Raw genomic sequence first — 16625 nt, forward strand, 5'->3', positions numbered from 1 at the left:
TCTTCAGAAATTAATTATATATTGTTATAAAAATTATTTAATTTTATTTAAGAGGAGGAGCGTAAATGGAAATAAAAGTTTACACATTAAATGCTTTTGCAAAAACGGACAATGGTGGAAATCCAGCAGGGGTAGTTTTAGATGCAGACTTTTTATCAGCACATGATATGCAAAAAATTGCAGCAAAAGTTGGTTTTTCAGAAACAGCATTTGTTAAGAAATCAAATAAAGCTGATTTTAAGGTTGCTTTTTTTACTCCTAAGGAAGAAGTAGATTTATGTGGACATGCTACTATAGCAAACTTTCTATTTATTAGCTAATAAAGGTATTATACAAGTAGGAGAGTATACGCAGGAAACAAGAGCTGGTATTTTAAATGTAGAATGCAGGAATGATAATGTAATTTATATGAACCAGCGTAATCCTGAATTTTATGAAATACTGGATAAAAAAGAGATAGCTAACACATTGAATATTAATGAAGATGATATTATGAATGAGCTTCCGACTCAAATCGTATCTACAGGATTAAGGGATATTTTAATTCCAATTAAATCATTGGAGGCATTATATAAGATAAAACCTGATTTTGATAAGATTTCATGTGTTAGTAAAGAACAAGATGTTATCGGATATCATCTTTTCACATTGGAAACGGAATATAATTCAACTGCCCATTGCAGAAACTTTGCACCTTTATATGGTATTCCTGAAGAGGCTGCAACTGGAACATCTAATGGGGCATTAAGCTGTTATTTATATAGATATGGATTTGTTCTTGGGGAAAGTACAGAAAATTTGGTCTTTGAGCAGGGATATTCTATGAAGAAACCTTCAGAGGTTTTAAGTAGTTTAATAATTCATAATCAAGAAATTAATGAAGTGAAGGTTGGAGGAATTGCTTTAAATATTGAAGAAATCGGTTCAATATCTTTAAAAAGAAATAATTTGTGTAATGGAAAGGAAAGAGTTGAGATATACCTACAATCTCAATAATACAAGACCGGTGGATATGCTTCTTATATTCAATCACCAAGTGGTGTAAGGTTAAAAGTTGGAGAAAAGACTGAAAAGCATACCTGCGACTCTAAGCGGCGTCGATCTAAGGGTCTCGGCGTCTTGAGGGAGAAACTTTAGCTAGTACACATTTTTCTCTTAAAGCATTGCAAGCAATAAAAGTTTGCAGTGTTTTATTTTACGTCGATACAGGAAAATAGGTTACTCTCTTAAGACTGTATATGTTATAATTTAGTATAATATTGAATGGCAAGATATTAGGATATCAGAAAAATAAATAATATATAAGGAGGTATATAAAAGTAAACACTTAGTAGAGTTATGACCATACTAGAAATTGAAAAGGAGAAAATAATATATGAAATCAAAAATAAAAATCGTAGAAGAAAATCAATGGACATCAGAAACAAAATCGATTCTAGATGAATTAGTAAACACTTTTTTGACTTATTTTCTGTTAAAGAAGGATGTAAAGTAGATTTAAGTGCTATAAACCAACTGTTTATACCTGAAGGGGTAATTATTAAGAATACTGATTCCACCCCTGAAATTTACAACCTTCAGCAGTTTATTGAGCCTCGTGAGAAGATGCTAAATGAGGGAGTGCTGATTGACTTCAAGGAAGAAGAATTGTTCGAAAAAACTGAAATATTTGGCAATATTGCTCACCGTTTCAGTCTCTATAAAAAATCGGGAGTATTGTCAGGCACAACATTTGAAACTAAAGGAATGAAAACTATACAATTTATTAAAACACCAAATGGATGGAAAATGAGCTCATTAGCATGGGATGACGAGAAAGAGGGGTTGTCCGTTCCTGATGAGTATAGTAGCTGCTCTAAAAGATAAAATAAAGCAATTCTATATTATTATTAATTTTAGCTTTTAGTGCATTGTATTTTTATAAATTAAGTAATTTAGAACAATTAATTAAAAGCATTGTAAGGTATCAAGGTAATTAAAAAAACATATAAGCCAGAATCTTAGTTCTTATGAATTAAAATTCTGGCTTAATTTATTTTATATAGAGAAATATTGTGTTAAAATTATAATTAATTACCATTATTTAGAGGAATAGCAACTGGAAGTAAGTTTCAATTCGCTAAAACTGTTTTAGTTGGAGGGGGAAGATGAATCAACATAGCAATGTAAAGTTGGCATTAAAAAAGACCTTACTACCAATAATAGTTATATTTATGGTTTCATGTTCTTTACTGATTGGATGTAGTAATAATAAAAGCAAAGAGAAGGAAATTAACTCCATTGAAATAATTCAGCACTCTAATAATAAAGTATGGACTCTTTCAGATAAAGATACTATAACTAAATTTATAAACGCTCTAAATAATAGAGAAGAAATTAATGCCAAGATTGATATAAGACCACAGGATTATTCTGTAAAGATTTATTTTACAGATAAATCAAGCGAAGAATACATGCTGTGGATAGATAAGGACATTAATGTACAAGGGGTTTTAATGAAAGAGAATAAAACATGGTTTATTAAAAAGGAGTCAAATAGTATATTAAAAGAAATTTTAAAATAGCATTAATGATATGATGCAAGTTTATTATAAGTTCATTAATTATAAATTTACGGTATTTGAATAACTGTAAGATAAGTTGAAATGATTAAATATTATTGATTTGGGTGAAATTATTTTAAATAATTATTGAAAGTAAATTAAGTACATAAATAATGCAACCATGAATTTGTCAATAAATTAAGGAGGGAATTTTAAGCATGAAGAGAATTCGAGGTTATTTTTTATTGGTTATAATACTTAGCGTACTTACAGCTTGTAATAAATTACAACCGCAATCTATAAAAACAAATTCTTATGGTGGTAGAGCTTTAAATATTGGAATTATTGGTGAGGCGCCTGAAATACGAGAAAAACAAGTGAAGTTTGTCAAAATACAATTTCCTGATTTAGAAAAAGAGAAATTTGACTCTCGATATGATGCAATTTTTATTACTAAAGACAACTTATCTGAAGCTGCACAAGGAAAATATGCATCTATTTATAAAAAATCTAAAATCCCATTCTTATTTATCCAGACTGAGAAGAGTTATATTCCATTTATACAGGAAGACCTCTCATACGAGAAGGCACCTAAGATGTCTGACAAAACATATGCAACAGGTATAATATGTAATGGTAATAATGTGAAGTATTGGAGTTATGGTTTATATAATGACATTGAAAATCAAGCAAATGTTAAAGATGTCTACTCTCGAATTTTTGAGACAATTTCCGAGAATAAAATGTCAAAGTAATATATATAATGGTACAATTTAAGGCCCAAAAACGTCGGCAACATGTCACGTTAGGAGACAGTGAGTTAAAGGAGGACAACAAAATGCCATACTTTGAAATATCAAATGCCAATCTTTATTATGAGGAGATTGGAGTAGGAGAACCAATTGTATTTTTACATAATGCTTTTTCAAGAGGTATTATAGCATTTTCAGCTCAATTTGCAGCATTACAATCAAGATATCGCTGCATTTTTCCAGATTTAAGGGGTCATGGTAGAACTAAAAGTAACAATTTAGATTGGACAATACCTCAGCTAGCTGATGAAACAATGGAATTTATTGAGAGATTAAATATCAATAAAGTAAATTTAGTAGGATTTAGTATGGGTGGAGGGGTTGCTTTATATATTGCAATTAGATACCCTAAACGAATTAAGTCTCTTATTACCATAGGAACAGCAAGTTGCGTAACAGATGGTATAAAAAGTAATGCAGATAATTGCGAATATCATGTTCTACTAAACGAAGAGGATGAAAACTATATTGAATTACTTAAGCAGAACCATTATGAAGCACACTTAGGTGAGTGGAGGTCAATGGTAAAGACAAGTATCAATAATTGGAGGACATACCCTAATCTTACTATTGAAGATCTCAGAAAAATTGAAGCACCAAGTATGTTTATTTCCGGGGAAAAAGATAATTCAATAAAAGAAGAGCACCTTCTAAAACTTTGTGAAGGGGTGTCTGATTCTAGAGTGAGAGTTATCGAAGGTTGTGGACATGGGCCACATTTAATTGGTGAAAAGCCTGAATTATTAAATGAAATAATTTTGAAGTTTTTAGATAAAAACAATATTGAAAACACATAAACTTTAGCTGGAATTGTTCGTATTTTGTTAGTTATTAAACAAAATGGGGGAATTAAGAATGGATGATTTAAGTAAAGCAATTAAAGATGCATTACTAAAAAAGTGTAATCTTTTATTAAATAATAAAGGAGCGTAAAGTATGAAAATATTAGTTATGGGAGGAACTGAATTTGTAAGCAGTTCATTGGTAAAATATTTGATATCTAAGGATTATGTTGTAGATATATTTACAAGAGGAATTAAGCCTGTTAAATATGATGGAATTAGGAACCATTTAAAAGGAGATAGAAAATCAATTGAAGATCTAAAAGTTAATATTTCAAATGAAGTCTATGACTATATTTTTGACATCTCAGCATATGTAAAGGAGGATGTACAAAAATTAATTAAGGTTTTAAACAAAGAAAGTTTAAAAAGATATATATTTTGCAGTTCAGGTGCAGTGTATAAACCTTCAGATAAGATGATTACAGAAGAATTTACACAGGGTGAAAACGAAAATTGGGGAAATTATGGATTAGATAAAAAGAAAGCTGAAGACTATTTACTTAATTTATGGGAAACTGAAAAATTTCCTGTAACTATATTTAGACCAACCTACATATATGGAGAAGATAATAATTTATATAGAGAAGCCTACTTGTTTGATAGAGTAACCCAAGGATTAGACATTCCAATACCGGGTGGAAACAACGAGACACAATTTGTATATATAGACGATTTGGTCAAAGTATTTGAGAGTACTATACATACAGATCAAACAGCAGGACAAGCGTATAATGTAACTAATTCCGAAATAATAACGTGGAAACTATTAGTTGAAATGACTATGAGAGTAGTGAACAAAAAAGTAAATATAAAAGAAGTGAATAGTGAAAAAGCAAATATAAGCGTGAGAGAATATTTTCCTTTTAGAAATGTTACGTACCTACTAGACACAAAAAAGCTGAAAAAGATGGATTATATATGCCACAAATTGATTTATTTGAAGGATTACAATTGTCATATAAATGGTATTGTGATACTAAGCCAGAAGTAAAGGATGAAAAAATGAATAAAATCGATTTAGTATTAGATCTATAAGGAAGACTAACGCTAATAATGTCTTGGGCACAAAACATTATGCAAATTTATAATTTTAGAGCAGGACTTTGAGATATATTTTATATAAATAATACTACATAGTTTTGATGCAAGGAGATATATAATGGATATTATTAGAACAATTGAAAAAGAAGTTGAAGAAAAATGTAAGAGTAAAAATAATATTTTTGGATATGGCATATGGACACATCATATTTTAAGTGTTGTAAAGTATTCAAAGATGTTAGCAAAAAAAAATAGGAGCAGATGTCGAAGTGGTGGAAATAGCAGCTTTATTACATGATTATGCAGGCATAAAGAATAAAGATTTACAAGAACAACATCACATACATGGTTCAACAGAAGCTGAAAGAATCCTAAGAGAATTAAGTTATTGTGAAGAGAAAATAGAAAAAGTGAAAGAATGTATTATTTCCCACAGAGGAAGTATGAAAATAGAAAAGACATCAAAAGAGGCAATTTGTATTGCTGATGCAGATGCAATGGCACATATAGATCAAATACCATCATTACTTTACCTAGCTTACTGTAATCATCAAATGAATATAGATGATGGCAAAGAGTGGGTTAGAAAGAAGATAGAGAGAAGCTGGAACAAGTTAAGTTGTGAAGCAAAAGTAATAATCAAAGAAAAATATGATAGTGCTCAGAGAGTTTTAAGAACAGGTTAATATCAGAATTAGATTTATAAATTTTTAGATTGGAGATAAAATAGTGGAGAAAATTTCAAAGGCTTGGGATTGGGATAAGAATACAGATAAAATATGGTTTACTCCATGTGAAGAATCTTATTATCTAATAAATCGTTGGAGAGAAAAAGGTTTATATGAATTTTTAGACTTAGGCTGTGGAAGAGGAAGACATTCTATTCAATTTGCAAAGGCTGGATTTAATGTAAATTCTGTTGATCTTTCTGAAGTAGCAGTAGATGGTCTAGGTAAATGGGCTGAGAAAGAAAATTTAAATATTAACGTTAATATTTGCGATATGATGAATTTGCCCTTTAAGGATAACTCATTTGACTGTATATTAGCATACCACGTCATATCCCACACTGATAGCAAAGGTATCATTAAAATTTTATCAGAGTTAAAACGTGTGTTAAAAGCTGGTGGTGAATTTTATATTACCTTTTGCTCTAAAAACTCATGGAGTTTTAAAGATTCCGGTTATCCAAAACTTGATGATAACACTGTAATAAAGGTTGAAGATGGGGCTGAAAATAATATTCCTCATTTTTACGCTGATGATGCATTAATAAAAGAACTACTTTCAAATTTTAAATTAATAACAGTAAGGCAAGTTCAAGATGTTGTTTTAGAAGGGCATGATTATGTTTCGTGGCATTACTTTGTCTTAGGGGGAAAACAATATGGCAATCATGGAGATTATTAATTCTTTATGCATGATTTTTATTATGATAATTCCTGGAATCATTTTTCGAAAGAAAGGATTAATTGATACCAATCAATCAAAGGGTATTTCTACAGTAGTAGTAAATTTGACTTGGCCTTGCCTAGTTATTGATGCAATGCAGGTGAAATTTTCTCAGGAAATATTTAAGAGAAGTCAGTACATATTTGTGGTTGTTTTGCTGGTTTTTGCAATTGCTTTTGTAGTAGGTTTTCTTCTTGTAAAAATGCTGAAAATTAAGCGGGAACAAGGAGGTATCTTTGCATTTATGTTGGTATTTGCCAACACTGGGTTTATGGGAATTCCTGTGATTAATGCATTGTATGGAAAAGAAGCAGTGTTCTATGCCTCTATTATAGAGATGGTAAATGACATTATGCTGTTTACTGTAGGTATTATGCTTATTCAACTTTCAGCAGGGATTAAAACAAAAATAAGTTTTAAAGAATTTTTAACCCCAGGAATGATCGGCGTTATAATTGGATATGTAATGTTTCTATGCAATTTTCAATTACCTGGATTTTTGGGACATTCCGTAAATATTATCGGAGCAGCAACAACGCCTCTTACAATGTTTGTCATTGGAATTCAAATAGGAGAATTGAAGTTTAAAGAGCTTCTAGGAAATGGGTCCATATATGTTATGTCCTTTGTAAAGCTGTTGATAATACCAATCATAGCCTTACTAATTATGCGATTTATTTTTGATGATACGTCCCTTCTAGCAAAGGTACTAATTATAAGTTTTGCAATGCCAGTGGCCGCATGTACAACAATTTTTTCACAACAGTACAATGCTGATGTAGGTTTTGCTACAAAAGGAGTTTTGCTTTCAACTGTAATATCCGTTGCTACAATTCCAATTTTTGCGATGATTTTAAGATAGATTTGTTGATGAAAGCAAGATAGATGCTTCATTTGAACATGGTGTTTTAAAGATTACTCTTCCTAAATTGAATAAAAGTAACGACAGAAAGAGAAAAACTGATATTCGCTAGATATATATGCTATTTTTCAAGCTTACATTAACCTTATTGATTTTCGCAAATATTAAAATTAAATGATTTCTGAAACACCGTATTATTAAATAATACGGTGTTTTAAATAATTATTTGATTTAATAGTTACAATACTAAAAGAAAAATATACCTTTATTTATAGATTACTAACCAAAAGATTTTTTGAGTTACTATGAATCCCTATATTGCCTCTTAGGATATCCATTACTTCTTGTATATTTTTTCTATGAACAGCTTCCATATGCATTTTTGGGATGCACTTAGAAGTTGTGGAATAGTTTTTTACTGCTTCATCAGATCCAATTGAATTTTGAGAGTTTTTTTGTTTTTCTATTTGCTCTATAGAAACTTTATTTATTAAAACTTTTTGTCCTTTTTCATCCACAACATATGTATTATAGTATTTTCCTTCTTTTTCAGATATAATCTGCTTCTTTTTCTTTGACTCCTCTGTATCTTTACTCTTACGTTGATATTCTGACATTATAGGGGAAGTATAAGATTTTCCGCTCCCAATTATATTATTGAAACTCATATTTTCACCTCTTTAACTTAATTTTTAGTATATAACTAATATGATAATCATAACATACTTGTTAAATTATTGCATTTGCATTTTTGTTTTTAAATACCTGACCATTAAATTATCAAAAAACATTGCCTATACTTTTCATTTCAATAGTTAAATTATCTTATGAATAAAATTTGAGAAGTGACTAAGATGGATATGAAAAAAGAATTATTGTATAAAAAGTATGATGAAAATCGTTCATTGACCAAGCACTGAGGTAAAAACTGATGCTTATTATTTTACAAGTTATTAAAAAAGTATATGATTATTTAACAGTAATGACACAATGTTGTAACAATTGGTATTTATAATAATAATTGTCCTAGGTGATAAAAACTTAGGGGAAAAAAATAATAATTTTAATATATAATGAGTCCCCCTTATTATATAGAAAATAAGCGCTTGGAGAAATCTAAGTGCTTATTTATTTTAAAATACTAAAAATTGAGTGTTTTGATATTGATATATTTAATTTTTCCAGGGTTTTAGGTATACAGGCCATTCTCTTTTAATGTCGTTGCCATTATCTTACCACTTTATTACCTTGATATGTTACAATCTATAGTATAAGGTAACTATGACAACAATAAATAACTTAGCTATAAACCAATCAGATATATATTTATTTGAAGTTGCTTCTTTTAGAGAAAGGGCAATTAAGACTTTATTTTAGCAAGATTATGAAAAGAGTAAAACTGATCATATAGGGGAGCGTTTATAATGGTAGCAAAACAAATAGATATTTTAGAGAAACTTTTGAGTGAAAAAGTATCAGAAGAAAGAACAGAGGAATATGAAAAATACCAAAAAATTAATGGAGCTTCTGAAGAAGAGTTAAATGCACTTGAAAAAAGATATAATATCAAATTACCAAAAGACTTTCGGGAATTTTATAAATATAAAAATGGAAGTGGATATCACTTTCATATATTGTATCCAAACTGTGAATGTGAACATATAGAGCCATTTTATTTGTTTTCTATTGAAGAAATAATAGAAGAAAAAGACGGTTTTTATGATGATGATGAGTTGATGAGTGATTATTATGACGAGGAAGAAATATCCGAATTAGATTGCCGTATTAAACCATATTTAAAAAATAGGAACTGGATACCATTTGCAGCTTTAGCAGGTGGAAGCTTAAATTTACTACTTGATTATGATCCAACAGATAGAGGAAAGGAAGGACAAATCATTTCGTATATACATGACCCAGATTTTATATATTATGTTGCCAATACATTTACGGAAATGCTTGAGAAATCGAATATTAATCTAAGTAACTGGGATAAAATTGACTACTAGAGATAATTAATTATTTATTCAATTCTTATATATCGAAGTAGATTGTTGCTGCAGAATTTATATTAAAAGGAGAGGTTACATTGTGACTATTTATATTGCACTGCTACGAGGTATTAATGTAGGTGGAAAAAATATAATTAAAATGGCTGACTTGAAACAAATGTTTGAAGCGATGGGATTTTGTGAGGTGAAAACATATATTCAAAGCGGTAATGTTCTATTCAAATCAGATGAAGATGAGGAACTTCTGCGTAAGAAAATTGAACATGAGATTGAAGTAACTTTTGGATTTTCAGTCGTAGTTATTTTGAGAACTGCTGCGGAGCTAGAACAAATTATCGAAAACTGTCCCTTTTCGGAGGATGCAATATTAGAAGCAGAATCATCGGCGGAAGGAGAAAGTCTATATGTCGCCTTGCTGCCCCATACCCCTTCACAAGAAAAGATAGAACACTTAATGGCATATAAAAGTGAAAATGAGGAGTGTCAAATCAAAGGGCGGGAGGTCTTTCTTTTATTCCGTCATAGTATTCGAAAATCCAAGCTTGCTAACAATCTTCATAAGCTGGATGTTCCGGCGACTGTGCGTAACTGGAAAACAATAAAAAAGCTCGTTGTGTTAGCAAAAGCCATGGAGAGTTAATTGAAGGTTAACAATATGCCAGAGTCTAAGACTCTGGCATATTGGAAGCGCTTAAATGTTAAGAAAATACTATAGAAATGACGTATTATAATTTTAGTAATTTTATTATGTTTTCACCCAGTACTTGTTTAGATACTTTTTTATCTGGACTAATTGTTTCAATCATTTTTTTGAATAGTAGAGGATTACCATAAGGGGCATCTGAGCTAAATAATGTACGTTCAGGTAATTCTTTAATTGCTATTTTAGGAGCTAAAATTGTATAGGTAGCTGATAAATCTAAATAAATATTACAATTTTCTTTAGCAAGTTTTATAACATCAAGCCAGTGTATGCCTCCCATATGACCTAGTATTAATGGGACTTTAGGATATCTATTAGATAATTGTATAAGCTTTTTAATGTCATCAAAATTTAAAGGATGAAAAGTATGGACCCATATAGGCAAACGTCCTAACTCATTGGAAGCTCGAAAGACTACTTCTAAATATTTTACTTGGCCAGAAGCTGGTGAGAATTCTCCTAAACCGCAAAAATTATTTTTAATTACATTATCATTTATCCAATCCGCTGTTTCATTATATGTTAAAGATAATGGTACTAATCCAAAACCAATAAATTTTGATGGATTGCTATCTATAACTTTTTTTAATTCTGCTGTGGTATTTTTGATGTTTTTAATTCTCTCATCCAGTGAAGTGTTACTTGCTAGTACATTATTTAATATGGATAGTTCTTTTTCTAGTGACTTTAAATCATGAGCTTTTTCAGGATGAGGTGTTGTAGAAAATAATATAGTTTTATCTACTCCAGCTTCCTCCATCATCAATAATTGTTTTTCTGTTGGTAGTATTACATGAGCATGGCTATCAATTATCATATAAAACATCCTTTCTCGAATTAGTAATTCTTTTTATTCTGTTTAAAAGCATATCACTAACAAAAATGCATTTAAAGTACGCACAAATTTGAAATGGAGTGTAGTAAATGATACTATAAAGTTAATACTTAAAAATTTTAAGGAGAATTAAGAATGGCAAAATCAGAAAGTTTAATACAAGAATGTCCTATGGATGTAACTATAAATATATTAAGTGGTAAATGGAAAATATCAATTCTTTGGCATCTAACAAGAGGAGTAATTAGATTTAACGAATTACAAAGATTACTAAAAAATATTACTCAAAAGACTCTAACACTTCAATTAAGAGAATTAGAAAGAGATGGTATAATTTATAGAAAAGTTTATCCAGAGGTGCCACCAAAAGTTGAATATGGACTTACTAAACTCGGTGAAAGTATGAAACCTATTTTAAATTCCATGTGTGAATGGGGAAAAAATTATCAAAAAATTTTCAATGCATCTTGTGATTAAGGTAAAATATGTACTAGTACTTTGTACAGCTTTAATATTAGGCTCTGTCTTGGAGACACAAAATTTTAGACACTATCAGAGCATATATGGGAATTGGTAGTGTTGGTGGAGTTATAGATGTACTGATTTAAGTGGTTGGAAGTCTTTAATATAGAAAAAGATATTGTTAAGAGTAAAAATCTATTGGTATAATCTCATACCTGTCATTCTGATACAAAATTAAAGGATTTTGGAGTTAGAGAAGTGATTTATGTAGCAGGAGGTAAATAATGGATATTAAAAATATGAAAGAGTATCGAAAAGAGTACAATCTGAAGCCAAAGTTTTAGTTGACATGAATTAAAACTCTGGCTTAATTTGTTTTACATATAGGAATTTTGTGTTAAAATTATAATTAATTAGTATAATCTGTAGAAAAACGACAGTTAGCAAAGCATGGTAGTTCTATAAGGTAGCTGAATATTAATATAAGATATATAGTTAAGATTATTGTGGAGGTTTGGGTTAGTATGGAAAATATAAAAATAAGTGAAAATTGTGATGCATTCATTTATAATGATTTAGAAATTTATACTACTAATGTTTTCTTAATTGAAAAAAATTCAAAGATATTTTTAATTGATACTTTTTGCGGTTCAGATAGTATGATGCCAATAAAAGAAATAATTAAACGTAAATGTAATAACAAGGAAGTCATTATTATAAATACGCATTTTCATTGGGATCACGTATGGGGAAACTCTAGCTTTAAGGAAAATATAATAATTGGTCATGAACAATGTAGAGAATTATTAGATAAATACTGGGAAGAGCAATTAAAGAAAAATGAAAAATATATATTAGGCAATGTTGAAAAATATTTACCTAGCGTTACCTTTAAAGAAAATATTAATTTTAATAATGAAGGCATAGAAATATTTTATAGCCCGGGGCATACTGTTGATAGTATTTCAATATTTGATCATGATGAAAAAATATTGTATGTTGGCGATAACTTGGAAAATCCAATTATACATGTTGAGAGCAATGATATTGGGACATATATAAAAACACTTAAGAAATATTTAGATTATAAACCTAAAAAAATTACAGCTAGTCATACATTGAATTTAACTGAAGAAGATATTTATCAAGCGATAGACTACTTAAATGACTTAAAAAATGGGAATAAAGTTGAATTTGAAACCGAACATATGAGAAAAATTCATATGGAAAATTATAATCTAATTCATGGAACATTATAATAGTTCATTACATAATGAAATTCTTTATACTTCAATTCTCTAGATTAATATAGTGTTATGTAATAGTAGGGATTGAACGTTAGTTGAAAGGAAATATAAAATGAGTTATTTAAATAAAAGCCTATTAAATGATAACAACGTTAAAATACCAAAACATATTGCTATAGTTTGTGATGGAAATGGTAGATGGGCTAGAAAGAAGGGACTTCCTCGAACTTTTGGTCATAAAGCTGGTACAAAACCAATTGAGGATATTACTAAAGCTTGTTCTGAATTAGGTGTTGAAGTACTTACATTCTATGTCTTTTCAACTGAAAATTGGAGTCGCTCTAATGAAGAAGTAAACTTTTTAATGAAGCTCTTTGAGGAATTCTTTATAAAATTACGACATAGAGTGGGATCAAATATTAGAGTAAGGCATATTGGCATTACAGATAATCTTCCTTCTGAATTAATACAAGAAATTAAAAAAACAGAAAAATCAACAGAAATCAACTCTGGTATGATACTTACCATTGCATTGAATTATGGAGGCCACTCAGAAATAGCAAATGCTGCAAAAAAAATAATACATGATATAGATAGAAAGAAGCTTAACATTGATAAAATAAATGAGGACTTAATAAGCAGCTATATGTTTACTTCAAACTTACCTGATGTGGACTTAATTATTAGAACAAGTGGAGAGATGAGAATCAGCAATTTTCTGTTATGGCAGTCTGCAAAAGCAGAGCTATGGGTTACTAAAGATTTATGGCCTGATTTTAAATATAATCATTTAGAGAAGGCAATTAAATACTATAATAAAATAAATTTAGGGTGAAGTAAATGATTATTACAATAACAATTATAATTTCTTTTTTATGTGGTTCAATACCAACAGGATACTTAATTACTAAAAAGTTTTGTGGAATTGATATTAGAACTAAAGGTAGTGGGAATATAGGTTCAACAAATGTGAAAAGAATTGCAGGTACTAAGATATCCATTATTACTCAGATAATAGATATCTTAAAGGGTATGATTCCGGTGGCTATAGGTATATATTTGGCGCGGACTATAAAATTGCCAATGTTAACGAATACCTATATTTCTATTATTGCAATAGCTGTGGTTTTAGGACATGACTATACTCCATTTCTTTCTTTTAAGGGAGGGAAGGGCGTAAATACAACGCTTGGTGCATTTTTTTTATTTGTACCAATTCCAATATTAGCCGGAGTTGCAGTTCATTTTATATTACGTTTATTTACAAGCGTAGTTTCTGTTAGATCCATTGCAACAGGACTAACAATACCGATAGTGTGTATTATTATGAAATTACCAATTTCACTAGTAGTTTCTACTACGATAGCTTGTGTTTTAATGGTAATTAGGCATAAAGATAACTTGGTAAGGATTATTCATAACCAAGAAAAATAATATTAAAAAATATTTTAATATTTAAATTTAAAATGATAAAAAAGCGAGGTTAGGGGGATTATTACAATGAGTTTTGATAATTATGCTAGAAACTGGGATACTGATGAAAGAATTAATAGAGCAAAAATAATTTCTAATGAAATAATCAATTCAATTGATAATAGCAAAAATTATTCTGCCATGGAGTTTGGGTGTGGAACTGGTCTTGTAAGCTTTAACCTCTATAATAAGTTTAAAAACATTACTCTTGTTGATTCATCAGAAGGAATGATAGATGTACTTAAATCTAAAATTGACAAATATGAAGTAAATAATATGATACCTTATTGCTTAGACATTTCCAAGGGAAATTTATTATCCATGAAATTTGATGTTATCTATAATTCCATGGTTCTTCATCATATTCACGATACTAAGGCTATAATAAAAAGTTTTTACGAATTACTTAATGAAGACGGATACTTGTGTATAGTTGATTTAAATGAAGAAGATGGCAGATTTCATAAAAATTATCCAGAGTACGATGGACATAATGGTTTTAATCAAGATGATTTGAAAAGTATTTTAATTGGTTGTGGTTTTAAGGATATAGAATCAAATACTTTTTTTTATGGTAAAAAAATTATAAATGGTCAAGAAATCAATTATTCTTTATTTTTAATGAAGGCAAGAAAATTCGAGTATTGTAAAGAAAGAGTATCTTAACTTATGAGATATTTTAGAGAGGACAAGTAGTGAAGAAGCGAATTCTGTTATTATTATGTATATTTATAGTGTTTTTTTTAGCTAGTTTTGGCATTTATAAAATTATGAGTTCAAGAAACTTTCAGTTTTTTGGAGGAATAGTCAGTAGAGTTAATACTAAAGAAAAAGTAGTGGCATTAACCTTTGATGATGGTCCATCAAAAAAAGTGGATAAAATTTTATCTATTCTTAATGAGGAAAATGTAAAGGCTACCTTTTTCCTAATTGGAAGTGAAATAGATAAATATCCTGATGAAGCAAAAAAATTAGTATTATCAGGTCAAGAAATAGGCAATCATACATATTCTCATAATCGTATGGTTTTTAAGTCACCATCATATATTAAAAAAGAAATTGAGGATACTGACAGATTAATTAGAAAGATAGGATATAAGGATGCTATACAGTTTAGGCCACCAAACGGTAAAAAACTTATTTTACTTCCATATTACCTAGAACAAAATAATCGAAAGACTATTTTATGGGATTTAGAGCCTAATTCATATCCGGAAATTAATTCAGACTCTAATAAAATTGTAAAATATGTTATTGATAATGCTAGGCCGGGCTCAATAATACTTTTGCATCCTATGTACGATGAAAAGGACATAACTATTAACTCTATAAAAGGCATAATAGAAGGCTTGAAAAAGAAAGGATATACATTTAAGACTGTAAATCAGCTTCTTGAAATGGAAAAGAAATAATACATAAAATAGAAAAGATACTTTGTAATTAAGGAGCAGATAAGAAAATCTGCTCCTTTGATTCATATTTATAAAATTTATTCAAAGGTAATAATACAGTTAAGTAATTCTTTTTTTAATGCTTCTTTATCAGCATTACTAATTGGATTTCCGTTTAAATTAAGAGAATTTAGATGAGTTAATTTCTTTAGTGCACTTATATCACTAATTTTATTATTACTCAAGTCAAGATTAGTTAAATTAGTTAATTCTTTTAATACGCTTATATCACTGATTTTATTGTTATTCAAATAGAACATGCTTAAATTAGTCAATCCTTTTAGAGAAGAGACGATATAATATGTTAGTAGTTTTATTGCTTTGTTGAAAACATTTGAAGGAAAAGTTGTCAATAGGAGAAGACTATGATAGGATATATAAGTCTATAACAAATGAAGGAGTGAATTTATGACTAATTTGCCAAATTGCCCAAAATGTAACTCAGAATACACTTACGAAGATAGAGGTCTTTTTGTTTGCCCAGAATGTGCTTACGAGTGGACTTTAGAATCATTGGCTGAAAATAATGAAGATGAAAAGATTGTTAAAGATGCTAATGGAAATATCTTAAAGGATGGTGACACTGTAGCAGTAATTAAGGATCTTAAGGTAAAAGGAAGTTCATCATCCATAAAAATAGGTACAAAAGTGAAAAATATACGTTTAGTTGATGGAGATCATAATATTGATTGCAAAATTGATGGTTTTGGAGCTATGCAATTAAAATCTGAATTTGTTAAAAAGATATAAATGGGGTTTTAATGTAACAGAACCGGAAGATATGTAAAGTTATATTTACTAAGTACAAATAGGGGCTGTTGCACTAAGAATAAATACTACAATATATTGTATGTAAATTTCTTAATGCAACAGCCTCATTTTTATTT

21 protein-coding genes and 2 pseudogenes are annotated in these 16625 nt (G+C 29.3%); 20 read left to right on the plus strand and 3 right to left on the minus strand.

Going from position 1 to position 16625, the window contains the following annotated elements; genetic code table 11:
- Positions 1 to 65 precede the first annotated feature (65 nt).
- From RCG18_RS16700 to RCG18_RS16750, 11 genes and pseudogenes are all read left to right on the plus strand, one after another.
- A pseudogene (locus RCG18_RS16700) lies at positions 66 to 996 on the plus strand (PhzF family phenazine biosynthesis protein).
- Between the two features lie 651 nt (positions 997 to 1647).
- A complete protein-coding gene (locus tag RCG18_RS16705; RefSeq protein ID WP_308037161.1) occupies positions 1648 to 1866 on the plus strand; it encodes a hypothetical protein in 219 nt (72 codons plus the stop codon).
- Between the two features lie 281 nt (positions 1867 to 2147).
- Entirely contained in the window at positions 2148 to 2564 is a 417-nt protein-coding gene (locus RCG18_RS16710) for a hypothetical protein (RefSeq protein WP_308037162.1), read from the plus strand.
- A 197-nt stretch (positions 2565 to 2761) separates the two neighbouring features.
- Positions 2762 to 3298 (plus strand): transcription elongation factor GreAB, encoded by a 537-nt coding sequence (locus RCG18_RS16715; RefSeq protein WP_308037163.1) that lies wholly within the window; start codon positions 2762 to 2764, stop codon positions 3296 to 3298.
- A gap of 83 nt (positions 3299 to 3381) precedes the next feature.
- On the plus strand, positions 3382 to 4152 hold the full coding sequence (locus RCG18_RS16720; RefSeq protein WP_308037164.1) for an alpha/beta hydrolase: 771 nt from the start codon (positions 3382 to 3384) through the stop codon (positions 4150 to 4152).
- 139 nt (positions 4153 to 4291) lie between these two features.
- Positions 4292 to 5191: an NAD-dependent epimerase/dehydratase family protein gene (locus tag RCG18_RS16725; protein ID WP_308037165.1), complete on the plus strand. Its 900-nt coding sequence runs from the start codon at positions 4292 to 4294 to the stop codon at positions 5189 to 5191.
- Between the two features lie 168 nt (positions 5192 to 5359).
- Positions 5360 to 5539 carry a hypothetical protein gene (locus RCG18_RS16730; RefSeq protein ID WP_308037166.1) on the plus strand — a complete coding sequence of 60 codons (180 nt, stop codon included), beginning with the start codon at positions 5360 to 5362 and terminating at the stop codon, positions 5537 to 5539.
- The gene (locus RCG18_RS16735; protein ID WP_308037167.1) at positions 5511 to 5927 is read left to right on the plus strand and encodes an HD domain-containing protein; all 417 of its coding nucleotides are present in this window, start codon (positions 5511 to 5513) and stop codon (positions 5925 to 5927) included. Before RCG18_RS16730 ends, RCG18_RS16735 begins: the two co-directional genes overlap by 29 nt.
- A gap of 43 nt (positions 5928 to 5970) precedes the next feature.
- Positions 5971 to 6651, plus strand: coding sequence for a class I SAM-dependent methyltransferase (locus RCG18_RS16740; RefSeq protein ID WP_308037168.1), 681 nt, complete (start codon positions 5971 to 5973; stop codon positions 6649 to 6651).
- Entirely contained in the window at positions 6629 to 7555 is a 927-nt protein-coding gene (locus RCG18_RS16745; RefSeq protein WP_308037169.1) for an AEC family transporter, read from the plus strand. The genes RCG18_RS16740 and RCG18_RS16745 overlap by 23 nt, the downstream gene beginning before the upstream one ends.
- A gap of 4 nt (positions 7556 to 7559) precedes the next feature.
- A pseudogene (locus RCG18_RS16750) lies at positions 7560 to 7667 on the plus strand (Hsp20 family protein); the annotation flags it as partial.
- 157 nt (positions 7668 to 7824) lie between these two features.
- On the opposite strand, the gene RCG18_RS16755 reads toward RCG18_RS16750, so the two are convergent.
- Positions 7825 to 8223: a hypothetical protein gene (locus tag RCG18_RS16755; RefSeq protein ID WP_308037170.1), complete on the minus strand. Its 399-nt coding sequence runs from the start codon at positions 8221 to 8223 to the stop codon at positions 7825 to 7827.
- A 756-nt stretch (positions 8224 to 8979) separates the two neighbouring features.
- On the opposite strand from RCG18_RS16755, the gene RCG18_RS16760 reads away from it, so the two are divergent.
- The gene (locus RCG18_RS16760; protein WP_308037171.1) at positions 8980 to 9564 is read left to right on the plus strand and encodes an SMI1/KNR4 family protein; all 585 of its coding nucleotides are present in this window, start codon (positions 8980 to 8982) and stop codon (positions 9562 to 9564) included.
- An 82-nt stretch (positions 9565 to 9646) separates the two neighbouring features.
- Complete coding sequence (locus RCG18_RS16765; protein WP_308037172.1) at positions 9647 to 10207, plus strand: DUF1697 domain-containing protein; 561 nt, start codon at positions 9647 to 9649, stop codon at positions 10205 to 10207.
- 85 nt (positions 10208 to 10292) lie between these two features.
- On the opposite strand, the gene RCG18_RS16770 is transcribed toward RCG18_RS16765, so the two are convergent.
- Positions 10293 to 11087, minus strand: a complete 795-nt coding sequence (locus RCG18_RS16770) for an amidohydrolase family protein (RefSeq protein ID WP_308037173.1) — start codon at positions 11085 to 11087, stop codon at positions 10293 to 10295.
- 153 nt (positions 11088 to 11240) lie between these two features.
- Between RCG18_RS16770 and RCG18_RS16775 the strand changes: the two genes are divergently transcribed.
- The 6 genes from RCG18_RS16775 to RCG18_RS16800 all read left to right on the plus strand — a co-directional run bounded on the left by RCG18_RS16775 (position 11241) and on the right by RCG18_RS16800 (position 15699).
- Positions 11241 to 11582: a helix-turn-helix domain-containing protein gene (locus RCG18_RS16775; protein ID WP_308037174.1), complete on the plus strand. Its 342-nt coding sequence runs from the start codon at positions 11241 to 11243 to the stop codon at positions 11580 to 11582.
- A gap of 509 nt (positions 11583 to 12091) precedes the next feature.
- The gene (locus RCG18_RS16780) at positions 12092 to 12826 is read left to right on the plus strand and encodes an MBL fold metallo-hydrolase (RefSeq protein WP_308037175.1); all 735 of its coding nucleotides are present in this window, start codon (positions 12092 to 12094) and stop codon (positions 12824 to 12826) included.
- Positions 12827 to 12926: 100 nt separating this feature from the next.
- Entirely contained in the window at positions 12927 to 13649 is a 723-nt protein-coding gene (gene uppS / locus RCG18_RS16785; protein ID WP_308037176.1) for a polyprenyl diphosphate synthase, read from the plus strand.
- A 5-nt stretch (positions 13650 to 13654) separates the two neighbouring features.
- Entirely contained in the window at positions 13655 to 14248 is a 594-nt protein-coding gene (gene plsY, locus RCG18_RS16790) for a glycerol-3-phosphate 1-O-acyltransferase PlsY (protein ID WP_308037177.1), read from the plus strand.
- Between the two features lie 66 nt (positions 14249 to 14314).
- Entirely contained in the window at positions 14315 to 14953 is a 639-nt protein-coding gene (locus tag RCG18_RS16795) for a class I SAM-dependent methyltransferase (RefSeq protein ID WP_308037178.1), read from the plus strand.
- Positions 14954 to 15057: 104 nt separating this feature from the next.
- Positions 15058 to 15699: a polysaccharide deacetylase family protein gene (locus RCG18_RS16800; RefSeq protein ID WP_308037179.1), complete on the plus strand. Its 642-nt coding sequence runs from the start codon at positions 15058 to 15060 to the stop codon at positions 15697 to 15699.
- 77 nt (positions 15700 to 15776) lie between these two features.
- Here RCG18_RS16800 and RCG18_RS16805 read toward each other — a convergent pair whose 3' ends face one another.
- Positions 15777 to 16091, minus strand: a complete 315-nt coding sequence (locus tag RCG18_RS16805; protein ID WP_308037180.1) for a leucine-rich repeat domain-containing protein — start codon at positions 16089 to 16091, stop codon at positions 15777 to 15779.
- A 55-nt stretch (positions 16092 to 16146) separates the two neighbouring features.
- On the opposite strand from RCG18_RS16805, the gene RCG18_RS16810 reads away from it, so the two are divergent.
- Positions 16147 to 16488 (plus strand): zinc ribbon domain-containing protein YjdM, encoded by a 342-nt coding sequence (locus RCG18_RS16810; protein ID WP_308037181.1) that lies wholly within the window; start codon positions 16147 to 16149, stop codon positions 16486 to 16488.
- The last annotated feature ends 137 nt before the right edge of the window (positions 16489 to 16625 follow it).

The sequence above is a fragment of the Clostridium sp. OS1-26 genome, assembly GCF_030915445.1.
Taxonomy (GTDB): domain Bacteria; phylum Bacillota; class Clostridia; order Clostridiales; family Clostridiaceae; genus Clostridium_AM.